The sequence below is a fragment of the Novosphingobium sp. KN65.2 genome, assembly GCF_001368935.1.
In the GTDB taxonomy this organism is placed as follows: domain Bacteria; phylum Pseudomonadota; class Alphaproteobacteria; order Sphingomonadales; family Sphingomonadaceae; genus Novosphingobium; species Novosphingobium mathurense.
Window position 1 is genome coordinate 31007 of the sequence record NZ_CCBH010000149.1, and the last position, 16964, is coordinate 47970.

Below are 16964 nucleotides of genomic sequence, written 5' to 3' on the forward strand. Positions count from 1 at the left end.
GCCGAAGCGGGGCTTTCCGTCATTACTGGTCGAGGAACGAGCGCATCTTGCGGCTGCGGCTCGGGTGCTTGAGTTTCCTCAGTGCCTTCGCCTCGATCTGGCGGATACGTTCGCGGGTAACCGAGAACTGCTGGCCGACTTCTTCCAGCGTGTGATCGGTGTTCATGCCGATGCCGAAGCGCATGCGCAGCACGCGTTCCTCGCGCGGGGTGAGCGAGGCAAGAACACGGGTGACCGTTTCCTTGAGGTTCGCCTGGATCGCAGCGTCGACCGGGATGATCGCGTTCTTGTCCTCGATGAAATCGCCCAGGTGCGAATCTTCCTCGTCGCCGATCGGCGTTTCGAGAGAGATCGGTTCCTTGGCGATCTTCATCACCTTGCGGACCTTCTCGAGCGGCATCGAGAGACGCTCGGCCATTTCTTCCGGCGTCGGCTCGCGGCCCTGCTCGTGGAGGAACTGGCGCGAGGTGCGGACCAGCTTGTTGATCGTTTCGATCATGTGGACCGGGATACGGATCGTGCGGGCCTGGTCGGCGATCGAGCGCGTGATCGCCTGGCGGATCCACCACGTGGCGTAAGTCGAGAACTTGTAGCCGCGGCGGTACTCGAACTTGTCGACCGCCTTCATCAGGCCGATGTTGCCTTCCTGGATGAGGTCGAGGAACTGCAGGCCGCGGTTCGTGTACTTCTTGGCGATCGAGATCACCAGGCGCAGGTTCGCCTCGACCATTTCCTTCTTGGCGATACGCGCCTCGCGCTCACCCTTCTGGACCATGTTGACGATGCGGCGGAATTCGGGGAGCGCCATGCCGGTGGCAGCGGCGATGTCCGAAACTTCCGAACGGATGCGCTCGACCGAATCGGCCTCGTTCTCGGCGAAGGCGGCCCACTTCTTGTCCTTCTTGGACATTTCCGGAAGCCAGGTGTCGTCCAGTTCGCGGCCGACGTAGGTGTTCAGGAAGTCGGCACGCTTGACCTTGTGACGCTCCGCAAGGCGCAGCATCTGGCCGCCCAGCGTCGTCAGGCGACGATTGAAGGCGTAAAGGTTGTCGACCAGGTATTCGATCTTGGTCGCGTGGAACTGTACCGATTCCACTTGCGCGGTCAGCTCCTCGCGCAACTGCTGGTAGTGGTCTTCCTTGGCGGTCGGGAAGTCGATGCCAAGCGCCAGGGCGTCGAGACGCTCCGACTGCAGCTTCTCGAAAGCCTGGAACAGTTCGGTGATTCGCGCGAACTTCTCAAGCGCTTCGGGCTTGAGGGCAGCTTCCATCTGCGCAAGGCTGAGGGTGTTGTCTTCTTCGTCGTCGTCCCGCTGGCGCTCGCTGCGGCCTTCGCCGTCCTCGCCTTCCTCGCCTTCGGCCGACTCTTCTTCCTCGTCGTCGTCTTCCTTGTACGAGGGACCTGCGGTGGCTTCGCTGATTTCGCCGTCGTCGTCGCTCTCGCCGTCCTCGTTGAGGCTTTCGGGCGCGGGCTCCTTCGAGAGCATGGCGTCGAGATCGAGGATCTCGCGCAGCTGCATTTCACCGTTGTTGAGCGCTTCGGACCACTGGATGATCGCGTGGAAGGTGATCGGGCTTTCGCACAGGCCCAGGATCATCATGTCGCGCCCGGCTTCGATGCGCTTGGCGATCGCGATTTCGCCTTCGCGGCTGAGCAGTTCGACCGCGCCCATCTCGCGCAGGTACATGCGCACCGGGTCGTCGGTGCGCTCGATCGTTTCCTTCTTCTTCGTCTCGGCGACCATCTTGGGTGCCGAATCGTCCGAATCGACTTCGTCGACATCGTTGTCGTTATCGTTGTCGTCGTCGCTCTGGGCGTCTTCGTCGCTCTCGACGATGTTGACGCCCATCTCGGAGATGGCGGCCATGATGTCCTCGATCTGTTCGGAAGACATCTGGTCCTGGGGCAGGGCCTCGTTCAATTCGTCATAGGTGATGACGCCGCGGCGCTTAGCACGCGCGATCAGCTTCTTGATCGAAGCCTCGTTGAGATCGATCAGCGGGGCGTCCGTGCCGTCGTTCTTGTCGCCGCTGTTGTCGTCGTTTCTGCTCATTCCACCGCCGTTAATTCGTGCCGAACACCTACGATTATACAATCAGGAGTCCGCCTGTCTTGTCGCCATTTGCCTGAGGCGACTGTCAAATTCCAGCTTTCTCTTGAGCAGGCGCTGCTGCTCGGCAAAGGCTTCGTCGGACAACTCGCTTTCGAAGCGCGCCGTTGCTTTAGCCAGAGCCGCCTCCAGAACCGGACGCTCTACCAAGAGATCAATGGCCTGGGCCAGATCGGATACCGCCTGCTGTTCGTTTGCTTCTGCATGGAGAAAGCTGAAACGAAGGCCTGAATATTCCGCGATTCCGGGCGGCTGCAAACCATTTTCCGTCAATATGGTGCCAAGCTCGCCGCTTTCAAGCGCGTCTTTGGCGTCGCAGCAATCAAGCAGGGCCTCGAACCGGGGGTCGAGGCCGGGCGTACGGGCCAGGGCTTCGGCGTGGCGGGCCAGCTGCGAGGGCCAGCGGATCAGGCCCGCAAGCACGGCAGCAGACAGTGCATCGCGTGCCCCGCCGCCTGCGCCGGCGTCGAAACGGCGTCTGAGCCGTTCAATCGATTCGGGGCTGGATGGGGCCGGGGCCGGGCGCTCGTTCCATTTGCCGCGCGGTCCGCCGCGGTTGAATCCGCCGGCGTTGAACCCGCCGCCTTTCTGCCCGCCACCCTGCCAGCGATTGTCGCGGCGGGGGAATGCGAATTCGGAATAGCGGTCGAGCAATTCGCGCCGATATAGGCTGGCGATGTCGGGGTGCTGGATCGCGTCGACATGCTCGATCAGGCGTGCCTTCAGGCCCGCCTTGTCCTCCGGGGTCACCAGAGGATGCGAATCGCGCTCGAATTCCCAGAGCACTTCGACGAGACTGCGGGCGCTGTCGAGAATCTCTTCCAGCGCCTTCACCCCACGGGCCTTGATCAGGTCGTCAGGGTCGAGACCCTCGGGAAGCCGCACGATGCGCAGGGAATGGGCAGGACGCAGCAGGGGCAAGGCGCGCGAAATCGCCCGCATGGCCGCACGCTGGCCTGCGGTGTCCCCGTCGAAGCACAGGATCGGGGTCTCGACCTGCCGCCACAGCATTTCGATCTGGTGTTCGGTGAGCGCCGTGCCGAGCGGGGCGACGCATTCGCCGATGCCCGCGGCTGCCAGGGCGATGACGTCCATGTAACCTTCGACCACGATCATCCTGCCGCTCTGGCGTGCGGCAGGGGCGGCGCGGTGCAGGTTGTAGAGCGTGCGGCCCTTGTCGAAGAGCGGTGTGTCGGGAGAATTGAGGTACTTGGGGGCGTCCGTCTTCTCCTTGGTGAGAATGCGTCCGCCAAAGGCGATGACCCGGCCGCGCGCGTCCTCGATCGGAAGCATCAGGCGCCCGCGGAAGCGATCGTAGGGATCGCGGTTCTCCACGGCGATGCGCAGGCCCGCCTCGATCAGCATGGGCTCGGGGAACTTGCCGAGCGCCTCCTTCATCGCCTGCCGCCCCTCGGGGGCATAGCCGAAGCCGAAGCGGGCGACGGTGTGGGCGTCGAACCCGCGCGTGGCGAGGTACGTGCGGGCTTCCCCGCCCTGTGGGGAGGACAGGTTCTGCACGAACCAGTCCTGTGCTGCATGCATCACGTCATGAAGCGTGTCGCGCTTTTCAGCCGCCTTGGCGGCGCGCGGATCGGGGGCTGGCACGTCCATGCCCGCTTCGGCTGCGAGTTCCTTCACGGCATCCATGAAGGCGAGGCCCTGATGGTCGGTCATCCAGCGAATCGCATCGCCATGCGCACCGCAGCCGAAGCAGTGATAGAAGCCCTTTTCATCGTTGACGGTGAAGCTGGGCGACTTCTCGTTATGGAACGGGCAGCACGCCTTGTGCTCGCGGCCTGCCTTCTGCAGGCGCACGGAACGGCCGATCAACGCCGAGAGCGTCGTCCGGGACCTGAGCTGGTCGAGCCATTGCGGTGTGAGCACGGAGCGTGCCGCCGTTTCCTGTGAAGACCGTCAGCTCAGCGCCGCCTTCACCCAGCCGCTGGCCTTGCCCATGTCGAGCTGGTTGCCGTGGCGCGCCTTCAGTTCGGCCATGACCTTGCCCATGTCCTTCATGCCTGCCGCTCCGGTTTCGGCCTTGATCGATTCGATCGCGGCCTTCGTTTCTTCTTCCGACATCTGGGCGGGAAGGAACTCTTCGATCACGACCATTTCGGCACGTTCGTCGGCGGCGCGTTCGGGGCGGCCACCTTCCTCGAAGAGCTGAATCGATTCGCGGCGCTGCTTCACCATTTTCTGCAGCACCTCGATCACGAGGTCGTCGTCGTCCGGTTTCTTGTCGACGGTGCGAAGCTCGATGTCGCGGTCCTTGATCTTGGCAAGGATGAGTCGCACGGCGGCAAGGCGCGGCTTGTCGCCGGCTTTCATCGCGGAAATCTGCGCGGCCTTGATCGAATCACGAAGCATTGTTTTTCTTTTGTCCTGAGGTTGGCGATTAGTTTCGCGTATAAAACTAGCAAGACGCGCGGCAATTTGCACCCGCTGCCTTGACGCGCTGCACAAGCGTCTCTAGCGCGTGGGCCTTAGCACTAAACGTTAGAAACGCCGTAAACGGAGCGACCCACCATGGCCGACGCCGCATTTTCGCTTGCGCCCAAACCGGAAGGGGCGACAGGCGTGCTTGTACTGAGTGACGGGCACGTCATCTGGGGTCGTGGCTTCGGCGCCGTCGGCAATGCCGTCGGCGAAGTTTGCTTCAATACCTCGATGACCGGTTACCAGGAAGTGATGACCGATCCTTCCTATGCCGGACAGATCGTCACTTTCACGTTCCCCCACATCGGCAACGTCGGCGTCAACGACGAGGACCTTGAGTCCAAGGTCGACGGCGCCGTCGGTTGCGTCGTTCGCGAGGACGTCACGCCCTCTTCCAACTTCCGCGCGGAAGGCGAGTTTGGCGACTGGCTCGCAGCCAAGGGCAAGATCGGCCTCGCCGGTGTCGATACCCGCGCACTGACCCGCCGCATCCGCCTGTCGGGTGCGTCGAACGCCGTGATCGCGCATGATCCCAAGGGCGAGTTCGATATCCCTGCTCTGATCAAGAAGGCGCAGGAATGGCCCGGCCTCGAAGGCATGGATCTCGCCAAGATCGTCAGCCGCGAAATCCAGGAGGGCTGGGAAGGCTCGACCTGGACGCTCGGGCAGGGCTACGGCCGATCGCCGCGTGACGCGCGCCCGCATGTCGTGGCCATGGACTTCGGCGCCAAGGACAACATCTTCCGCAACCTGGTGAAGGCCGGTGCACGCGTGACGGTGGTTCCCGCCGAGGCAACGCTGGAGCAGGTGCTCGAGCTGAAGCCCGAAGGCGTGTTCCTTTCCAACGGCCCGGGCGACCCGGCGGCGACCGGCAAGTACGCCGTTCCCGTCATCCAGGGCCTGCTTGAGCGCGACGTGCCGATCTTCGGCATTTGCCTCGGTCACCAGATGCTGGCGCTGGCCGCCGGTGCCAAGACCTCGAAGATGCACCAGGGTCACCGCGGTGCGAACCACCCGGTCAAGCGCCTTGCCGACGACGTCGTCGAGATCACCTCGATGAACCACGGCTTCGCGGTCGACAATGCGACGCTGCCCGACACCATCGAAGAGACTCACGTCTCGCTTTTCGACGGCTCGAACTGCGGCATCGCGATCAAGGGCAAGAAGGCGTTCGGCGTCCAGTATCACCCCGAAGCAAGCCCGGGGCCGCAGGACAGCTTCTACCTCTTCGAGAAGTTCGTGGGCTCGCTGGCTTGAAGGCCGGCGTGCCCCTCTCGATCGGTGCGGCCGGGCTGCCGGAGTGATCTCGTGAAGCTCGGCGTTTCGCAATCGATCATTTCTTGCGATGACGGACAGGCAAGCGGTCCGGCTGTCGCAAGAATAAGAAACAAGGTCGGAGCCGAAGACCTGCTTTGGCAGGTCCCGGCATCCGGCAACCCGGTCGCCTCAGGGCGGCTTTAACTGTAAGCACACTTCCAAGGCAGGAAACCCATGCCCAAGCGCACAGATATCTCCTCGATCCTCGTCATTGGCGCCGGTCCCATCATCATCGGCCAGGCGTGTGAGTTCGATTATTCGGGCACGCAGGCGATCAAGGCGCTCAAGGAAGAGGGCTACCGAGTCATCCTCGTGAACTCGAACCCCGCCACGATCATGACCGACCCGGACATGGCCGATGCGACCTACGTCGAGCCGATCACGCCCGAGATCGTCGCGAAGATCATCGAGAAGGAGCGCCCCGATGCGGTGCTGCCGACGATGGGCGGGCAGACCGCGCTCAACTGCGCGTTGGCCCTGTTCAATGACGGTACGCTCGAGAAGTTCGGCGTCAGGATGATCGGCGCCGACGCCGATGCCATCGACAAGGCTGAGGACCGCCAGCGGTTCCGCGAGGCGATGGACAAGATCGGCCTCGAATCCGCGCGCTCGGGCGTTGCCCATACGCTTGAGGAAGCCTTTGCGGTTCTGGAGCGCACCGGTCTGCCTTCGATCATCCGCCCCAGCTTCACGCTCGGCGGTACCGGCGGCGGCGTCGCCTACAACAAGGCCGAGTTCGAAGCGATCGTCCGTTCGGGCCTCGATGCTTCGCCGACCACCGAAGTACTCATCGAGGAATCGCTGCTGGGCTGGAAGGAGTACGAGATGGAGGTCGTGCGCGACAGGCACGACAACTGCATCATCATCTGCTCCATCGAGAACGTCGACCCGATGGGCGTCCACACAGGCGACTCGATCACCGTCGCCCCGGCGCTGACGCTGACCGACAAGGAATACCAGATCATGCGCACCGCCTCTATCGAGGTGCTGCGCGAGATCGGCGTCGAAACCGGCGGCTCGAACGTGCAGTTCGCAGTGAACCCGAAGGACGGCCGCCTCATCGTCATCGAGATGAACCCGCGCGTCTCGCGCTCTTCGGCCCTCGCTTCGAAGGCGACCGGCTTCCCGATCGCGCGCGTCGCGGCCAAGCTGGCAGTAGGCTATACGCTCGACGAGATCATGAACGAGATCACCGGCGCCACACCGGCTTCGTTCGAGCCGACCATCGACTACGTCGTCACCAAGATCCCGCGCTTCGCCTTCGAGAAGTTCAAGGGCTCCAAGCCCGAACTGACCACGGCGATGAAGTCGGTCGGTGAGGTCATGGCGATCGGCCGCAACATCAAGGAATCGATGCAGAAGGCCCTGCGCGGCCTCGAAACCGGCCTTGATGGCTTCAACCGCGTGCCGGAGCTTGAAGGCGCCGGGCGCGACACGATCACTGCAGCGCTCTCGAAGGCGACGCCGGACCGTCTGCTCAACGTTGCCCAGGCGATGCGCGAAGGTTTCACCGTGGAAGAGATCCACGCGATCACCTTCTACGACAAGTGGTTCCTGCGCCACATCGAAGAGATCGTCGCGGAAGAAGCGAAGATCATGAAGGACGGCCTGCCGATCGATGCGGCCGGGCTGCGCAACCTCAAGGCCATGGGCTTCTCGGACAAGCGCCTTGCCACCCTTGCGGTGCGCTCGGTCCATGTCGCGGGCGGTCTTGGAGAAACCCAGGCGAAGCGTTCGGGCCTGCTTCACGATGCCCTGCGCGCCATGGCCGGTGCGACCAGCGAGGACGAAGTGCGCCAGCTGCGCACCAAGCTCGGCGTCCACCCGGTCTTCAAGCGCATCGACTCGTGCGCGGCCGAGTTCGAGGCGATCACGCCTTACATGTACTCGACCTATGAGGCTCCGTTCTTCGGTAAGCCCGAGGACGAGGCAATGCCGTCCGATCGCAGGAAGATCGTCATTCTCGGCGGCGGTCCCAACCGCATCGGCCAGGGCATCGAGTTCGACTACTGCTGCGTTCACGCCTGCTTCGCGCTTGCCGAAGCCGGCTTCGAGACGATCATGGTCAACTGCAATCCCGAGACCGTCTCGACCGACTACGACACCTCCGATCGCCTCTATTTCGAGCCGCTGACGGCTGAGGACGTGCTGGAAATCCTGCGCGTCGAGCAGCAGAATGGCGAACTCGTCGGCGTCATCGTGCAGTTCGGCGGTCAGACTCCGCTCAAGCTCGCCGATGCGCTCGAGAAGGCTGGCATTCCGATCCTGGGCACGTCGCCCGATGCGATCGACCTTGCCGAAGACCGTGAGCGTTTCGCCGCTCTGGTCGAGAGGCTCGGGCTCAAGCAGCCGGCCAACGGCATCGCCCGCAGCCGAGACGAGGCCGTGGCAGTCGCCAACCGCATCGGCTACCCGGTCCTGACCCGTCCCAGCTACGTGCTGGGCGGCCGCGCCATGGAGATCGTCGACAGCGAACAGCAGCTCGACGACTACATCGCCACGGCCGTGCAGGTCTCTGGCGATAGCCCGGTGCTGATCGACCAGTACCTGCGCGACGCGATCGAGTGCGACGTCGATGCCCTGTGCGACGGTGACCAGGTCGTCGTTGCCGGCGTCATGCAGCACATCGAGGAAGCGGGCATCCACTCGGGCGACAGCGCCTGCACGATCCCGCCCTACAGTCTGCCCGACGAGATCATCGAGGAGATGGAGCGCCAGGCCGAGGCTCTTGCCAATGGACTTGGTGTGCGCGGTCTGATGAACGTGCAGTTCGCGGTCAAGGACGGCGAGGTCTACCTGATCGAGGTGAACCCGCGTGCTTCGCGTACCGTGCCTTTCGTCGCCAAGGCCATCGGCCAGCCGGTCGCCAAGATCGCCGCGCGCGTAATGGCGGGCGAAAAGCTCGCCGACTTCCCGCCGTTCAAGCGCAAGCTGGACTATGTCGCGGTGAAGGAAGCGGTGTTCCCCTTCGCGCGCTTCCCTGGCGTCGACCCCGTGCTGAGCCCGGAAATGAAGTCGACCGGCGAAGTTATGGGTATCGATACCGATTATCCGACCGCATTCGCCAAGGCACAGCTCGGCGCTGGCATGCGTCTGCCGACCGAAGGCACTGCCTTCGTTTCGGTGAAGAACAGCGACAAGCCGCATATCCTTCCGGCCGTGCGCAAACTGGTGGACGAGGGCTTCCGCATTATCGCTACCTCCGGCACGCAAAAGTACCTCGCCGATGCGGGTATTCCGGTCGAGATGGTGAACAAGGTGGCCGAAGGTCGTCCGCACATCGTCGACAAGATCATCGATGGTGAAATCTCGCTGATCTTCAACACCACCGAAGGTTGGCAGAGCCTGAAGGACTCGCAGTCGATCCGCGCATCGGCGCTGACGGCGAAGGTTTCGATCTTCACCACGGCTGCTGCAAGCGTGGCTGCAAGCGAAGCAATTGCGACGATTCGCGGGAGCCAGCTTGAAGTGCGTTCGTTGCAGGATTATTATAACTGAAATCGATCTTGCCTCCCCACATCGCTGCAGATCGGCCCCCGTGCCTGAAGGGACGGGACAGGCGAGTAGTCTGCGGCAAGGGAGGCAACAGGAGGAATTATTGATGGCCAGTATAGAAAAGCTGCCCATGCTCGCCGAAGGGTATGAGAGGCTGACCGCAGAGCTGAAGGCCCTGCGCGAGGAACGTCCGCGGATCGTCGATGCCATCGAGGAAGCGCGTGCGCATGGCGATCTTTCCGAAAATGCAGAGTATCACGCGGCCAAGGAACGTCAGGGCCAGGTCGAGGCGACCATTGCCGATCTGGAAGACAAGGTCAGCCGCGCGCAGATCGTCGATCCCAAGAGCCTCTCGGGCTCCAAGGTGATCTTCGGCGCGACCGTGACCCTGCTCGACGATGACGAGAAGCCGGTAAAGTACCAGATCGTCGGCCCTTACGAGGCAGACGCGAAGATCGGGCGCATCAGCTACAACTCGCCGCTCGGCAAGGCACTGATCGGGCGTCAGGTCGAAGATGAAGTGGAAGTGACCGTCCCTTCGGGCGACAAGTTCTACCTCGTGCAGAAAATCGAATTCATCTGAGGGCAGGGACGGTAGCGTCCCGGCCGCTAACGGATACGAAAAAGGCCGGCGAAATCGCCGGCCTTTGTTCGTTTGAGCTTTGCTCGAAGGGGATCAGCCTTCGGGCAGGTTCGGCTCGAGCAGACGGTGCAGGTGTACGATCACGTACTTCATTTCCGCATCGTCGACAGTGCGCTGGGCATTCGAGCGCCAGGCTTCCTCGGCCGAGGCATAGTCGGGATAGACGCCGACGAGGTCGACGTTCTTGAGATCGGAGAATTCAAGGCTGCGCGGGTCCGAAACCCGGCCGCCCATGACAAGGTGAAGCTTCTGCATGGGAGAGGACCGCTTTCCTGTTGGGAGTGAGCGTTCCTATAATTTTGGACAGGAGCAAGGGCAAGGCTTCATCACATCGCTGATCGCGCTATCTTTGCAGTTGCGAAGCGTTAGCAATAACGCAGAAGTCAGCGCTTGGCCCGCTTTTTAAGTTCGCCGGCCCGGTCGACAATCTCGTGCCCCTTTTCAGCCGCAGCCTCGCCAACCTTCCCGGCCTTCTTTGCCGTGGCGCGGCCGAATGCGCTGGCGGCCGCGATGGCGGCAAGTGCAAACTTTTCGATGCTCGCGGCCGTGGCGCTGGTCGCCATTTCTGCAGTGCTTGCCAGCTTGCCCGCGGTTTCCCTGGCGTCGGCGCCCAGTTCCTGTGCCTTTTCCGAGGTATCCCGACCGAACATGACCGTCGCGGCTCCGGCTGCTTCGGCGAGCTTTGCGGCGCGGCCCACAAGTTTGCGGCCTGCCTTGCGGGGCAGCAGGGCGCTTGCAGCTACGCCCAGGGCAAGGCCGCCAGCCACGGTGATTACCGGGTGCTTCTTGACGAAGCCCACGACCTTCTCACGCGGACTGGGATCTGCCTTTGCCGGAGTAAGCGGAACGACGTTGTTCGCACCAGTTGCACTGGTCGGGATCTCCGGGGTGTTGGGATCGCTGTCAGTCATTGTCCGCTTCCTTCTTCCATTTCGCTTCCGGGCCGAGCAGGGTGTCGAACCAGGCCTTGATCGGGTTCCTCAAAAACCAAAGCATGAGGGCGGCCAAGGTTCCCCCGACTACGCCCGGATTGCTCTCGGCCACGTCGACCGCTTCGTCGAACATGTCCCTGGCTTGCTCGAGCGTCTCATCGATCACGCGCCCGGCGATGCCGCGCTCCTCCATGTCGGCCTTGATCGCACCGTAGCGTGCATCGAATGTTGCGCGCGCGGCATCGCGGACGGCCCTGTCCGCCTCAAGCTTGCGGGCTAGGTTGCCCATCAGTCTATCCCCTGCTGTCGGAAATGGCGGTCAGCATGTTCCTGAGCCGCGCCTTGGCGGAAAGTGCGCAGATGGCGGAGATCAGCACCAGTGCTCCGGTGACCGCCACCATGGCGCCCCACGGACCCAGAACTGGCCCGAGGGCAATCACAGCGCCAACGACCAGGGCCATGACCGCAAAGAACAGCAACACGAGCGCGATCAAGCCTAGCAGGGCGATACCCTTGGCCTCGGAACTGGCATAGGCTGCGCGGGTCTTCTGGAAGGCGAATTCCGCCTCGGCCAGCATCCGGGCATCCTGCGCCAGTTGGCGCAGATCTTCGGTAAGTGTCACCGTCTCCACCTCATCGGGTGGAGCAACGAGTTCGGATTGGGCTTCGGCCATTCTGATCAGTCAGTCTTGCCCGGCGCCGTCACTTGCTCTTCTTGAACATGCGCCCGAACAGGAAACCGGCGGCCACGGCCATGCCAACGGCAAGTCCCGGGCTGGTGCGCACGAATTCCTTGGCATCTTCACCCAGGTCGTCGAGCGACTTTTCATCGAGCTTCGTGGCGGCATCCTGCATCGACTTCGAAGCGGTGCGGGCATAGTCACCATACTTGGGGCCGACTTTCTCGTCGATCAGGTGGACGTTCTCGTCGATCATCTTCGACAGGCCGACCATGGCCTGGCTGGTGCGGGCCTTGCCTTCATTGGCAAGGTCGGCGGCCTTGACCTTTGCGTCAGCGGCATAGGCGCTGGCTTTCTCGCGTGCTTCGGCGGCATAGTCATTGGCCTTGGTCCGCGCTTCGTCCGAACGCGTCTTTGCCTCGCTTGACCATTCATTCGTCGCCTGGGTCAGCTTTCCGCGATATTCCTCGGCGCGCGCCTGGGCTTCCTTGCCGAGAGCCTGTGCGCCGGCCTTGGCCTCTTCCATGGCCTTGGCAAAGTGATTCCTGGCGGATTCGGCTTCGTTTCCGGTGGTAGCGGTAGGTTCGGCCATACGTCTATCCTTCCTTCGTTTCCCGTTCGCCGGGACTATCCCCATATAGGCGGTGCGCATACAGAGTAACACATCTTGCCTATACATCCCCAACGCAACTTGTCAGGCGGAGTTCCCCTGCTAAGACGCCGGCCAAAGGCGCAGTGAGGCGCCACAAGGAGGAGTTCAGCTCAAATGACCGCGATCATCGATATTCATGGCCGTGAAATCCTGGACAGCCGCGGCAATCCGACCGTGGAAGTCGACGTCCTGCTCGAAGACGGCAGCTTCGGCCGCGCGGCGGTACCTTCGGGCGCGTCGACCGGTGCCCACGAAGCGGTCGAACTGCGCGACGGCGACAAGGGCCGTTACCTCGGCAAGGGCGTGCTCAAGGCCGTTGATGCGGTGAATGGCGAAATCGCCGAAGCGCTCGTCGGTCTCGATGCCGAAGACCAGCGCGATCTCGACCTGACGATGATCGCTCTCGACGGCACCGAGAACAAGGCCCGCCTTGGCGCCAACGCCATCCTCGGGACCAGCCTTGCCGCTGCCAAGGCCGCCGCCAACGCCCGCGGCCTGCCGCTCTATTCCTATGTCGGCGGCGTGTCGGCGCATGTCCTGCCGGTGCCGATGATGAACATCATCAATGGCGGCGAACATGCCGACAACCCGATCGACTTCCAGGAATTCATGATCATGCCGGTCGGCGCGGACTCGATCGCCGAGGCCGTGCGCTGGGGCGCAGAGGTGTTCCACACGCTCAAGAAAGGCCTTTCGGAAAAGGGCCTCGCCACGGCGGTCGGCGATGAAGGCGGTTTCGCGCCCAACCTTGCCAGCACCCGCGACGCGCTCGACTTCGTGATGGCCTCGATCGAGAAGGCCGGCTTCAAGCCCGGCACCGACATCCAGCTCGCGTTGGACTGCGCTTCGACCGAGTTCTTCAAGAACGGCAAGTACGAGATCAGCGGCGAGGGCCTCTCGCTCGACCCGGTCGCCTTTGCGGACTACCTGGCCGACCTGTGCGACGCCTACCCGATCATCTCGGTCGAGGACGGCATGAGCGAGGACGATTTCGAAGGCTGGAAGGCCTTGACCGAAAAGGTCGGCCACAAGGTCCAGCTCGTCGGTGACGACCTTTTCGTGACCAACCCCAAGCGGCTGAGCATGGGTATCGAGCAGGGCCTTGCCAACTCGCTGCTGGTCAAGGTGAACCAGATCGGCTCGCTGACCGAGACGCTTGAAGCCGTGTCGATCGCGAACCGCGCAGGTTACACCGCGGTCATGTCGCACCGTTCGGGCGAGACCGAGGATTCGACCATTGCCGATCTCGCGGTTGCCACCAACTGCGGTCAGATCAAGACCGGTTCGCTGGCCCGTTCTGACCGGCTTGCCAAGTACAACCAGCTCATCCGCATCGAGGAAGAGCTGGGTAATGCGGCCCGCTATGCCGGTGCCGCTGCATTCGGTCGCCTGAACTTCTGATAGGCGGATAAGGTAGGTCCGGGCGACTGCTCCACATGGGCTGGAGCAGTCGCCCGGCGCTGCCGGGCGCGTACAGGTTCTCCCTTCCAAGGGGGGCGGAAAGGGCGGGGGTGCCTGCTTTTTCTATCGCGCGGCAGCGAAGTGGGGGCTCGGATCGTCCAGCAGCACGACCGAGCGTGATGAAGCTGCAAAATACTCCAGCATGGCCGCATAACCGCGGGCGCTGAGGCGGACGTATACCCTGCGCGCATCGCCGGGATCGGCTTCGCGCTGCAGGAGCTGGTGCTTTTCAAGAATGGTGATCCAGCGCAGGGCCGTGGTCGATGGGACGGCGGAGCCGATGCAGGCGCTTGTCACCGAGACGCGGCGGCGTTCCTTTGCGGCGATGAACAGGTCGAGCAGTATGTCCCACGCCGGTTCTCCGAAGAGAGCGTCCGCCTGGAAGATCTTCGATCTGCGCCGCCTGTCTTCATAGGCCTGTCGGGCAAGTTCCACCCAGATGGGGTGGTCCTTGCTGGCGACTTCCCTGAAGCGCCCGGGCGCGCCCTCCAGGCTGTCCGTCGCGAAAGGATCCCCGGCTATCGGCTGCCCGATTTCCAGTTCGCGCGCCATGGCCAGGAGTTCGTTGGCTATGCCGATCAGTCGAATGGCCTTGGCGCGATTGCGCATCAGCTGGTCTGACATGTCCATCGACGGCGATCACCCATTGCCTGCCGGGATCGCGCAAGGAGCCAATGGTCCTTGCGATACCGTGATCCGCGGCGATTGAACCCACGTTTGCGGAACCCAGGATCAGCCGTGCCAAAAACTTGTTCCGGCTCGGTTTTCTTTCTCGGTGCCGCAACCCGGGGTGATCAATGTCACGCCGTGGCGAGATCGTCTCGCGCAGCTTCGTCCAATTTGGACGGACTTCTTTCGATATTGAAGGATCTGGCGAGCAGCGCGATGGCTGTATCGAGATGGGCTGCGGCGACCGGGACGTCCAACTGGTCCAGTTCGACAAGCATGTCTTCCAGCGCGGGGATGAGTCCTGCAGCGCAAGTTTTCCTGTTCAACTCAGCGACCTCCGTGGAACAAGGCACTTGCCTCGCAGACCTGAACGACGCCGAAGGGCGGACAGTCGAGGCGCTTTTCCGCGTGGTTCGACTCCTTTGCCAGATGGCTCCGATCAGGATCTTAATTCATCGTGATCTTCGGGTCGACTACAGCAAACCATCCAAGTTGAAACAGTATATATTGCAATGTTCCATTAGTGAACAGATTGTAAGAGGTAGGTCTGTTTCCCTATTGACCTCAAATTTGCGATAAATTCGCTTGGATGTTCTCTCGGTATTGTTTTTTTATAAGTGAAAACACCAGTCAATAGACGCTGAGTCTGGCGGGAATGGCATTTGGGGGCAGGTGAAGCGTTTGACGAAGTTCCGACGCCTGAGGACGGCGTCGGAACTTCGCCTGCAAGATCAGCTGCCGAAACGCTCGCGCAGTTCGAGCAGGGCAATGGCAGCCTTGGCCGCTTCGCCGCCCTTGTCCTTCTGTGCCGGGTCGGCTCTGACCAGCGCCTGCTCCTCGTTCTCTACAGTCAGGATGCCGTTGCCGATGGCAATGCCGTCCATCGTCAGTGCCATGATGCCGCGCGCGCTTTCGCCGGCGACGATTTCGAAGTGGTAGGTTTCGCCGCGGATGACGACGCCGATCGCAACGTAGCCGTCATAGTCGCCCGCGGCATCTGCCAGCGAGATCGCGCCGGGGATTTCCAGCGCGCCGGGGACGGTGATGACGTCGGCCTTGTGCCCGGCCGCCTTGAGCGCCTCGCTGGCGCCGGCGACGAGCATGTCGTTGAGGTGGTCGTAAAAGCGGGCTTCGACGATCAGGAAACGGGCCATTTCACTTCGCTCCTTCGGTTGCATGCGCAGGAATGGCGCGTTCGCTCACGATGTTGAGGCCATAGCCTTCCAGCGCGACGAGCGAATGGTGGGTGTTGGTAAGCAGGATCATGTCGTGGATGCCGAGTTCGGCAAGGATCTGTGCGCCTACGCCGTAGTCGCGCAGTTCCTCGAGGTCCGGCGTCTGTCCGGCGTGCGCCTGCTTCCTGATTTCCATGATGCGCGACATCAGGCGGTTCATCGGACGGTTGATGATGACGATAACGCCGGCACCTTCCTCGGCAATCATTTCCATCGAGCGGTGCAGCAGCTCTCCGCGTTCCTCCGAAGTCTCGCCAAGGACATCGGAGAAGACCGAGAGCGTGTGCATGCGCACGAGCGTCGGCTTGGTGGGGTCGATGCGGCCCTTGATCAGGGCGATGGTTTCATCGCCGGTTGCCTTGTTGTTGTAGCTGCGCGCGATCCAGTGTCCGCCGTAGCGGCTTTCGAACGTCACTTCGTTCTTGGTTTCGACAAGGCGGTCATGCTTGCGGCGATAGGCGATGAGGTCGCGGATCGTGCCGATCTTGAGATCGTGCATGCGCGCGAAGGTCATGAGGTCATCCATGCGCGCCATCGTCCCGTCGTCGCGCATTATCTCGCAAATCACACCCGAGGGGTTGAGACCGGCAAGGCGCGAGATGTCGACGGCTGCCTCGGTGTGGCCGGCGCGTACGAGAACGCCGCCATCGCGGGCGCGCAGCGGGAAGACATGGCCGGGGGTGACGATATCGTCCTTGGTCTTGGTGCCGTCGATGGCAACGCTGATGGTGCGGGCGCGGTCGCCGGCGGAAATACCGGTGGTGACGCCTTCGCGCGCCTCGATCGAGGTGGTGAATGCGGTCTCGTGACGGGTGCCGTTGTTCTGGCTCATCAGGTTGAGGCCGAGCTGGGAGACGCGTTCGCTGGTGAGCGAAAGGCAGATCAGGCCGCGGCCATGGGTGGCCATGAAGTTGATCGCTGACGGAGTTGCCATTTGCGCGGGAATGACGAGATCGCCTTCATTCTCGCGGTCCTCATTGTCGACGAGGATGAACATGCGGCCGTTGCGCGCTTCTTCGATGATTTCCTCGATCGATACGAGGACCTGGCGGTCGTCGTTCGAGAAAAGGGCGCGTTCGAGCTTGCCGAGGGTGTCGGCGGTGGGGTTCCAGTCCGGCTCGGTGCAATCGCGCAGGGTATTTGCGTGGAGGCCGGCGGCACGGGCGAGACCGGCCTTGCTCATTCCGCCCTCCGTCACGAGCTTGCGGACTTGTTCGATTATGTTGCCAGACATGGGAATCACCGTTTGTCACATTATGATGTGCGGATGATATGAACTTTTCACATCGTAATTCAAGTGTGATTATGATGTGCGATGCCGTGATCGTTGGCAT

At 62.5% G+C, this 16964-nt stretch carries 16 protein-coding genes; 4 read left to right on the top strand and 12 right to left on the bottom strand.

Annotated features, from left to right (window positions below; genetic code table 11):
* Positions 1–22: 22 nt before the first annotated feature.
* From rpoD to SPHV1_RS11675, 3 genes are read right to left on the bottom strand one after another with little or no spacing between them, the layout of a single operon-like run.
* Positions 23–2053: an RNA polymerase sigma factor RpoD gene (rpoD, locus tag SPHV1_RS11665; RefSeq protein WP_054946213.1), complete on the bottom strand. Its 2031-nt coding sequence runs from the start codon at positions 2051–2053 to the stop codon at positions 23–25.
* 42 nt (positions 2054–2095) lie between these two features.
* Positions 2096–3994 (bottom strand): DNA primase, encoded by a 1899-nt coding sequence (gene dnaG / locus SPHV1_RS11670; RefSeq protein ID WP_054946214.1) that lies wholly within the window; start codon positions 3992–3994, stop codon positions 2096–2098.
* A gap of 30 nt (positions 3995–4024) precedes the next feature.
* Positions 4025–4477 carry a GatB/YqeY domain-containing protein gene (locus tag SPHV1_RS11675; RefSeq protein WP_054946215.1) on the bottom strand — a complete coding sequence of 151 codons (453 nt, stop codon included), beginning with the start codon at positions 4475–4477 and terminating at the stop codon, positions 4025–4027.
* Between the two features lie 159 nt (positions 4478–4636).
* Between SPHV1_RS11675 and carA the strand changes: the two genes are divergently transcribed.
* The 3 genes from carA (at position 4637) to greA (ending at position 9941) form a co-directional block, all read left to right on the top strand.
* A complete protein-coding gene (carA, locus tag SPHV1_RS11680) occupies positions 4637–5803 on the top strand; it encodes a glutamine-hydrolyzing carbamoyl-phosphate synthase small subunit (RefSeq protein WP_054946216.1) in 1167 nt (388 codons plus the stop codon).
* 234 nt (positions 5804–6037) lie between these two features.
* On the top strand, positions 6038–9361 hold the full coding sequence (gene carB / locus SPHV1_RS11685; RefSeq protein ID WP_054946217.1) for a carbamoyl-phosphate synthase large subunit: 3324 nt from the start codon (positions 6038–6040) through the stop codon (positions 9359–9361).
* A 103-nt stretch (positions 9362–9464) separates the two neighbouring features.
* Complete coding sequence (gene greA, locus SPHV1_RS11690; RefSeq protein WP_054946218.1) at positions 9465–9941, top strand: transcription elongation factor GreA; 477 nt, start codon at positions 9465–9467, stop codon at positions 9939–9941.
* Between the two features lie 93 nt (positions 9942–10034).
* On the opposite strand, the gene SPHV1_RS11695 is transcribed toward greA, so the two are convergent.
* From SPHV1_RS11695 to SPHV1_RS11715, 5 genes are all read right to left on the bottom strand, one after another.
* The gene (locus tag SPHV1_RS11695) at positions 10035–10256 is read right to left on the bottom strand and encodes a DUF4170 domain-containing protein (protein WP_054946219.1); all 222 of its coding nucleotides are present in this window, start codon (positions 10254–10256) and stop codon (positions 10035–10037) included.
* Between the two features lie 128 nt (positions 10257–10384).
* Positions 10385–10912, bottom strand: coding sequence for a hypothetical protein (locus SPHV1_RS11700; RefSeq protein ID WP_054946220.1), 528 nt, complete (start codon positions 10910–10912; stop codon positions 10385–10387).
* Positions 10905–11222, bottom strand: coding sequence for a hypothetical protein (locus SPHV1_RS11705; protein ID WP_054946221.1), 318 nt, complete (start codon positions 11220–11222; stop codon positions 10905–10907). Before SPHV1_RS11705 ends, SPHV1_RS11700 begins: the two co-directional genes overlap by 8 nt.
* Before the next feature lie 4 nt (positions 11223–11226).
* Positions 11227–11607 (bottom strand): phage holin family protein, encoded by a 381-nt coding sequence (locus tag SPHV1_RS11710; protein WP_054946222.1) that lies wholly within the window; start codon positions 11605–11607, stop codon positions 11227–11229.
* 28 nt (positions 11608–11635) lie between these two features.
* A complete protein-coding gene (locus SPHV1_RS11715) occupies positions 11636–12205 on the bottom strand; it encodes a hypothetical protein (RefSeq protein WP_054946223.1) in 570 nt (189 codons plus the stop codon).
* 174 nt (positions 12206–12379) lie between these two features.
* On the opposite strand from SPHV1_RS11715, the gene eno reads away from it, so the two are divergent.
* The gene (gene eno / locus SPHV1_RS11720) at positions 12380–13666 is read left to right on the top strand and encodes a phosphopyruvate hydratase (RefSeq protein WP_054946224.1); all 1287 of its coding nucleotides are present in this window, start codon (positions 12380–12382) and stop codon (positions 13664–13666) included.
* A gap of 123 nt (positions 13667–13789) precedes the next feature.
* Here eno and SPHV1_RS11725 read toward each other — a convergent pair whose 3' ends face one another.
* From SPHV1_RS11725 to ribB, 4 genes are all read right to left on the bottom strand, one after another.
* On the bottom strand, positions 13790–14356 hold the full coding sequence (locus tag SPHV1_RS11725; RefSeq protein WP_054946225.1) for a MarR family transcriptional regulator: 567 nt from the start codon (positions 14354–14356) through the stop codon (positions 13790–13792).
* A 170-nt stretch (positions 14357–14526) separates the two neighbouring features.
* Positions 14527–14721 carry a hypothetical protein gene (locus SPHV1_RS24990; protein WP_139383893.1) on the bottom strand — a complete coding sequence of 65 codons (195 nt, stop codon included), beginning with the start codon at positions 14719–14721 and terminating at the stop codon, positions 14527–14529.
* Between the two features lie 405 nt (positions 14722–15126).
* Positions 15127–15549, bottom strand: coding sequence for a 6,7-dimethyl-8-ribityllumazine synthase (gene ribH, locus SPHV1_RS11730; protein ID WP_054946226.1), 423 nt, complete (start codon positions 15547–15549; stop codon positions 15127–15129).
* A gap of 1 nt (position 15550) precedes the next feature.
* Positions 15551–16864: a 3,4-dihydroxy-2-butanone-4-phosphate synthase gene (gene ribB / locus SPHV1_RS11735; protein ID WP_054946227.1), complete on the bottom strand. Its 1314-nt coding sequence runs from the start codon at positions 16862–16864 to the stop codon at positions 15551–15553.
* Positions 16865–16964: the final 100 nt, after the last annotated feature.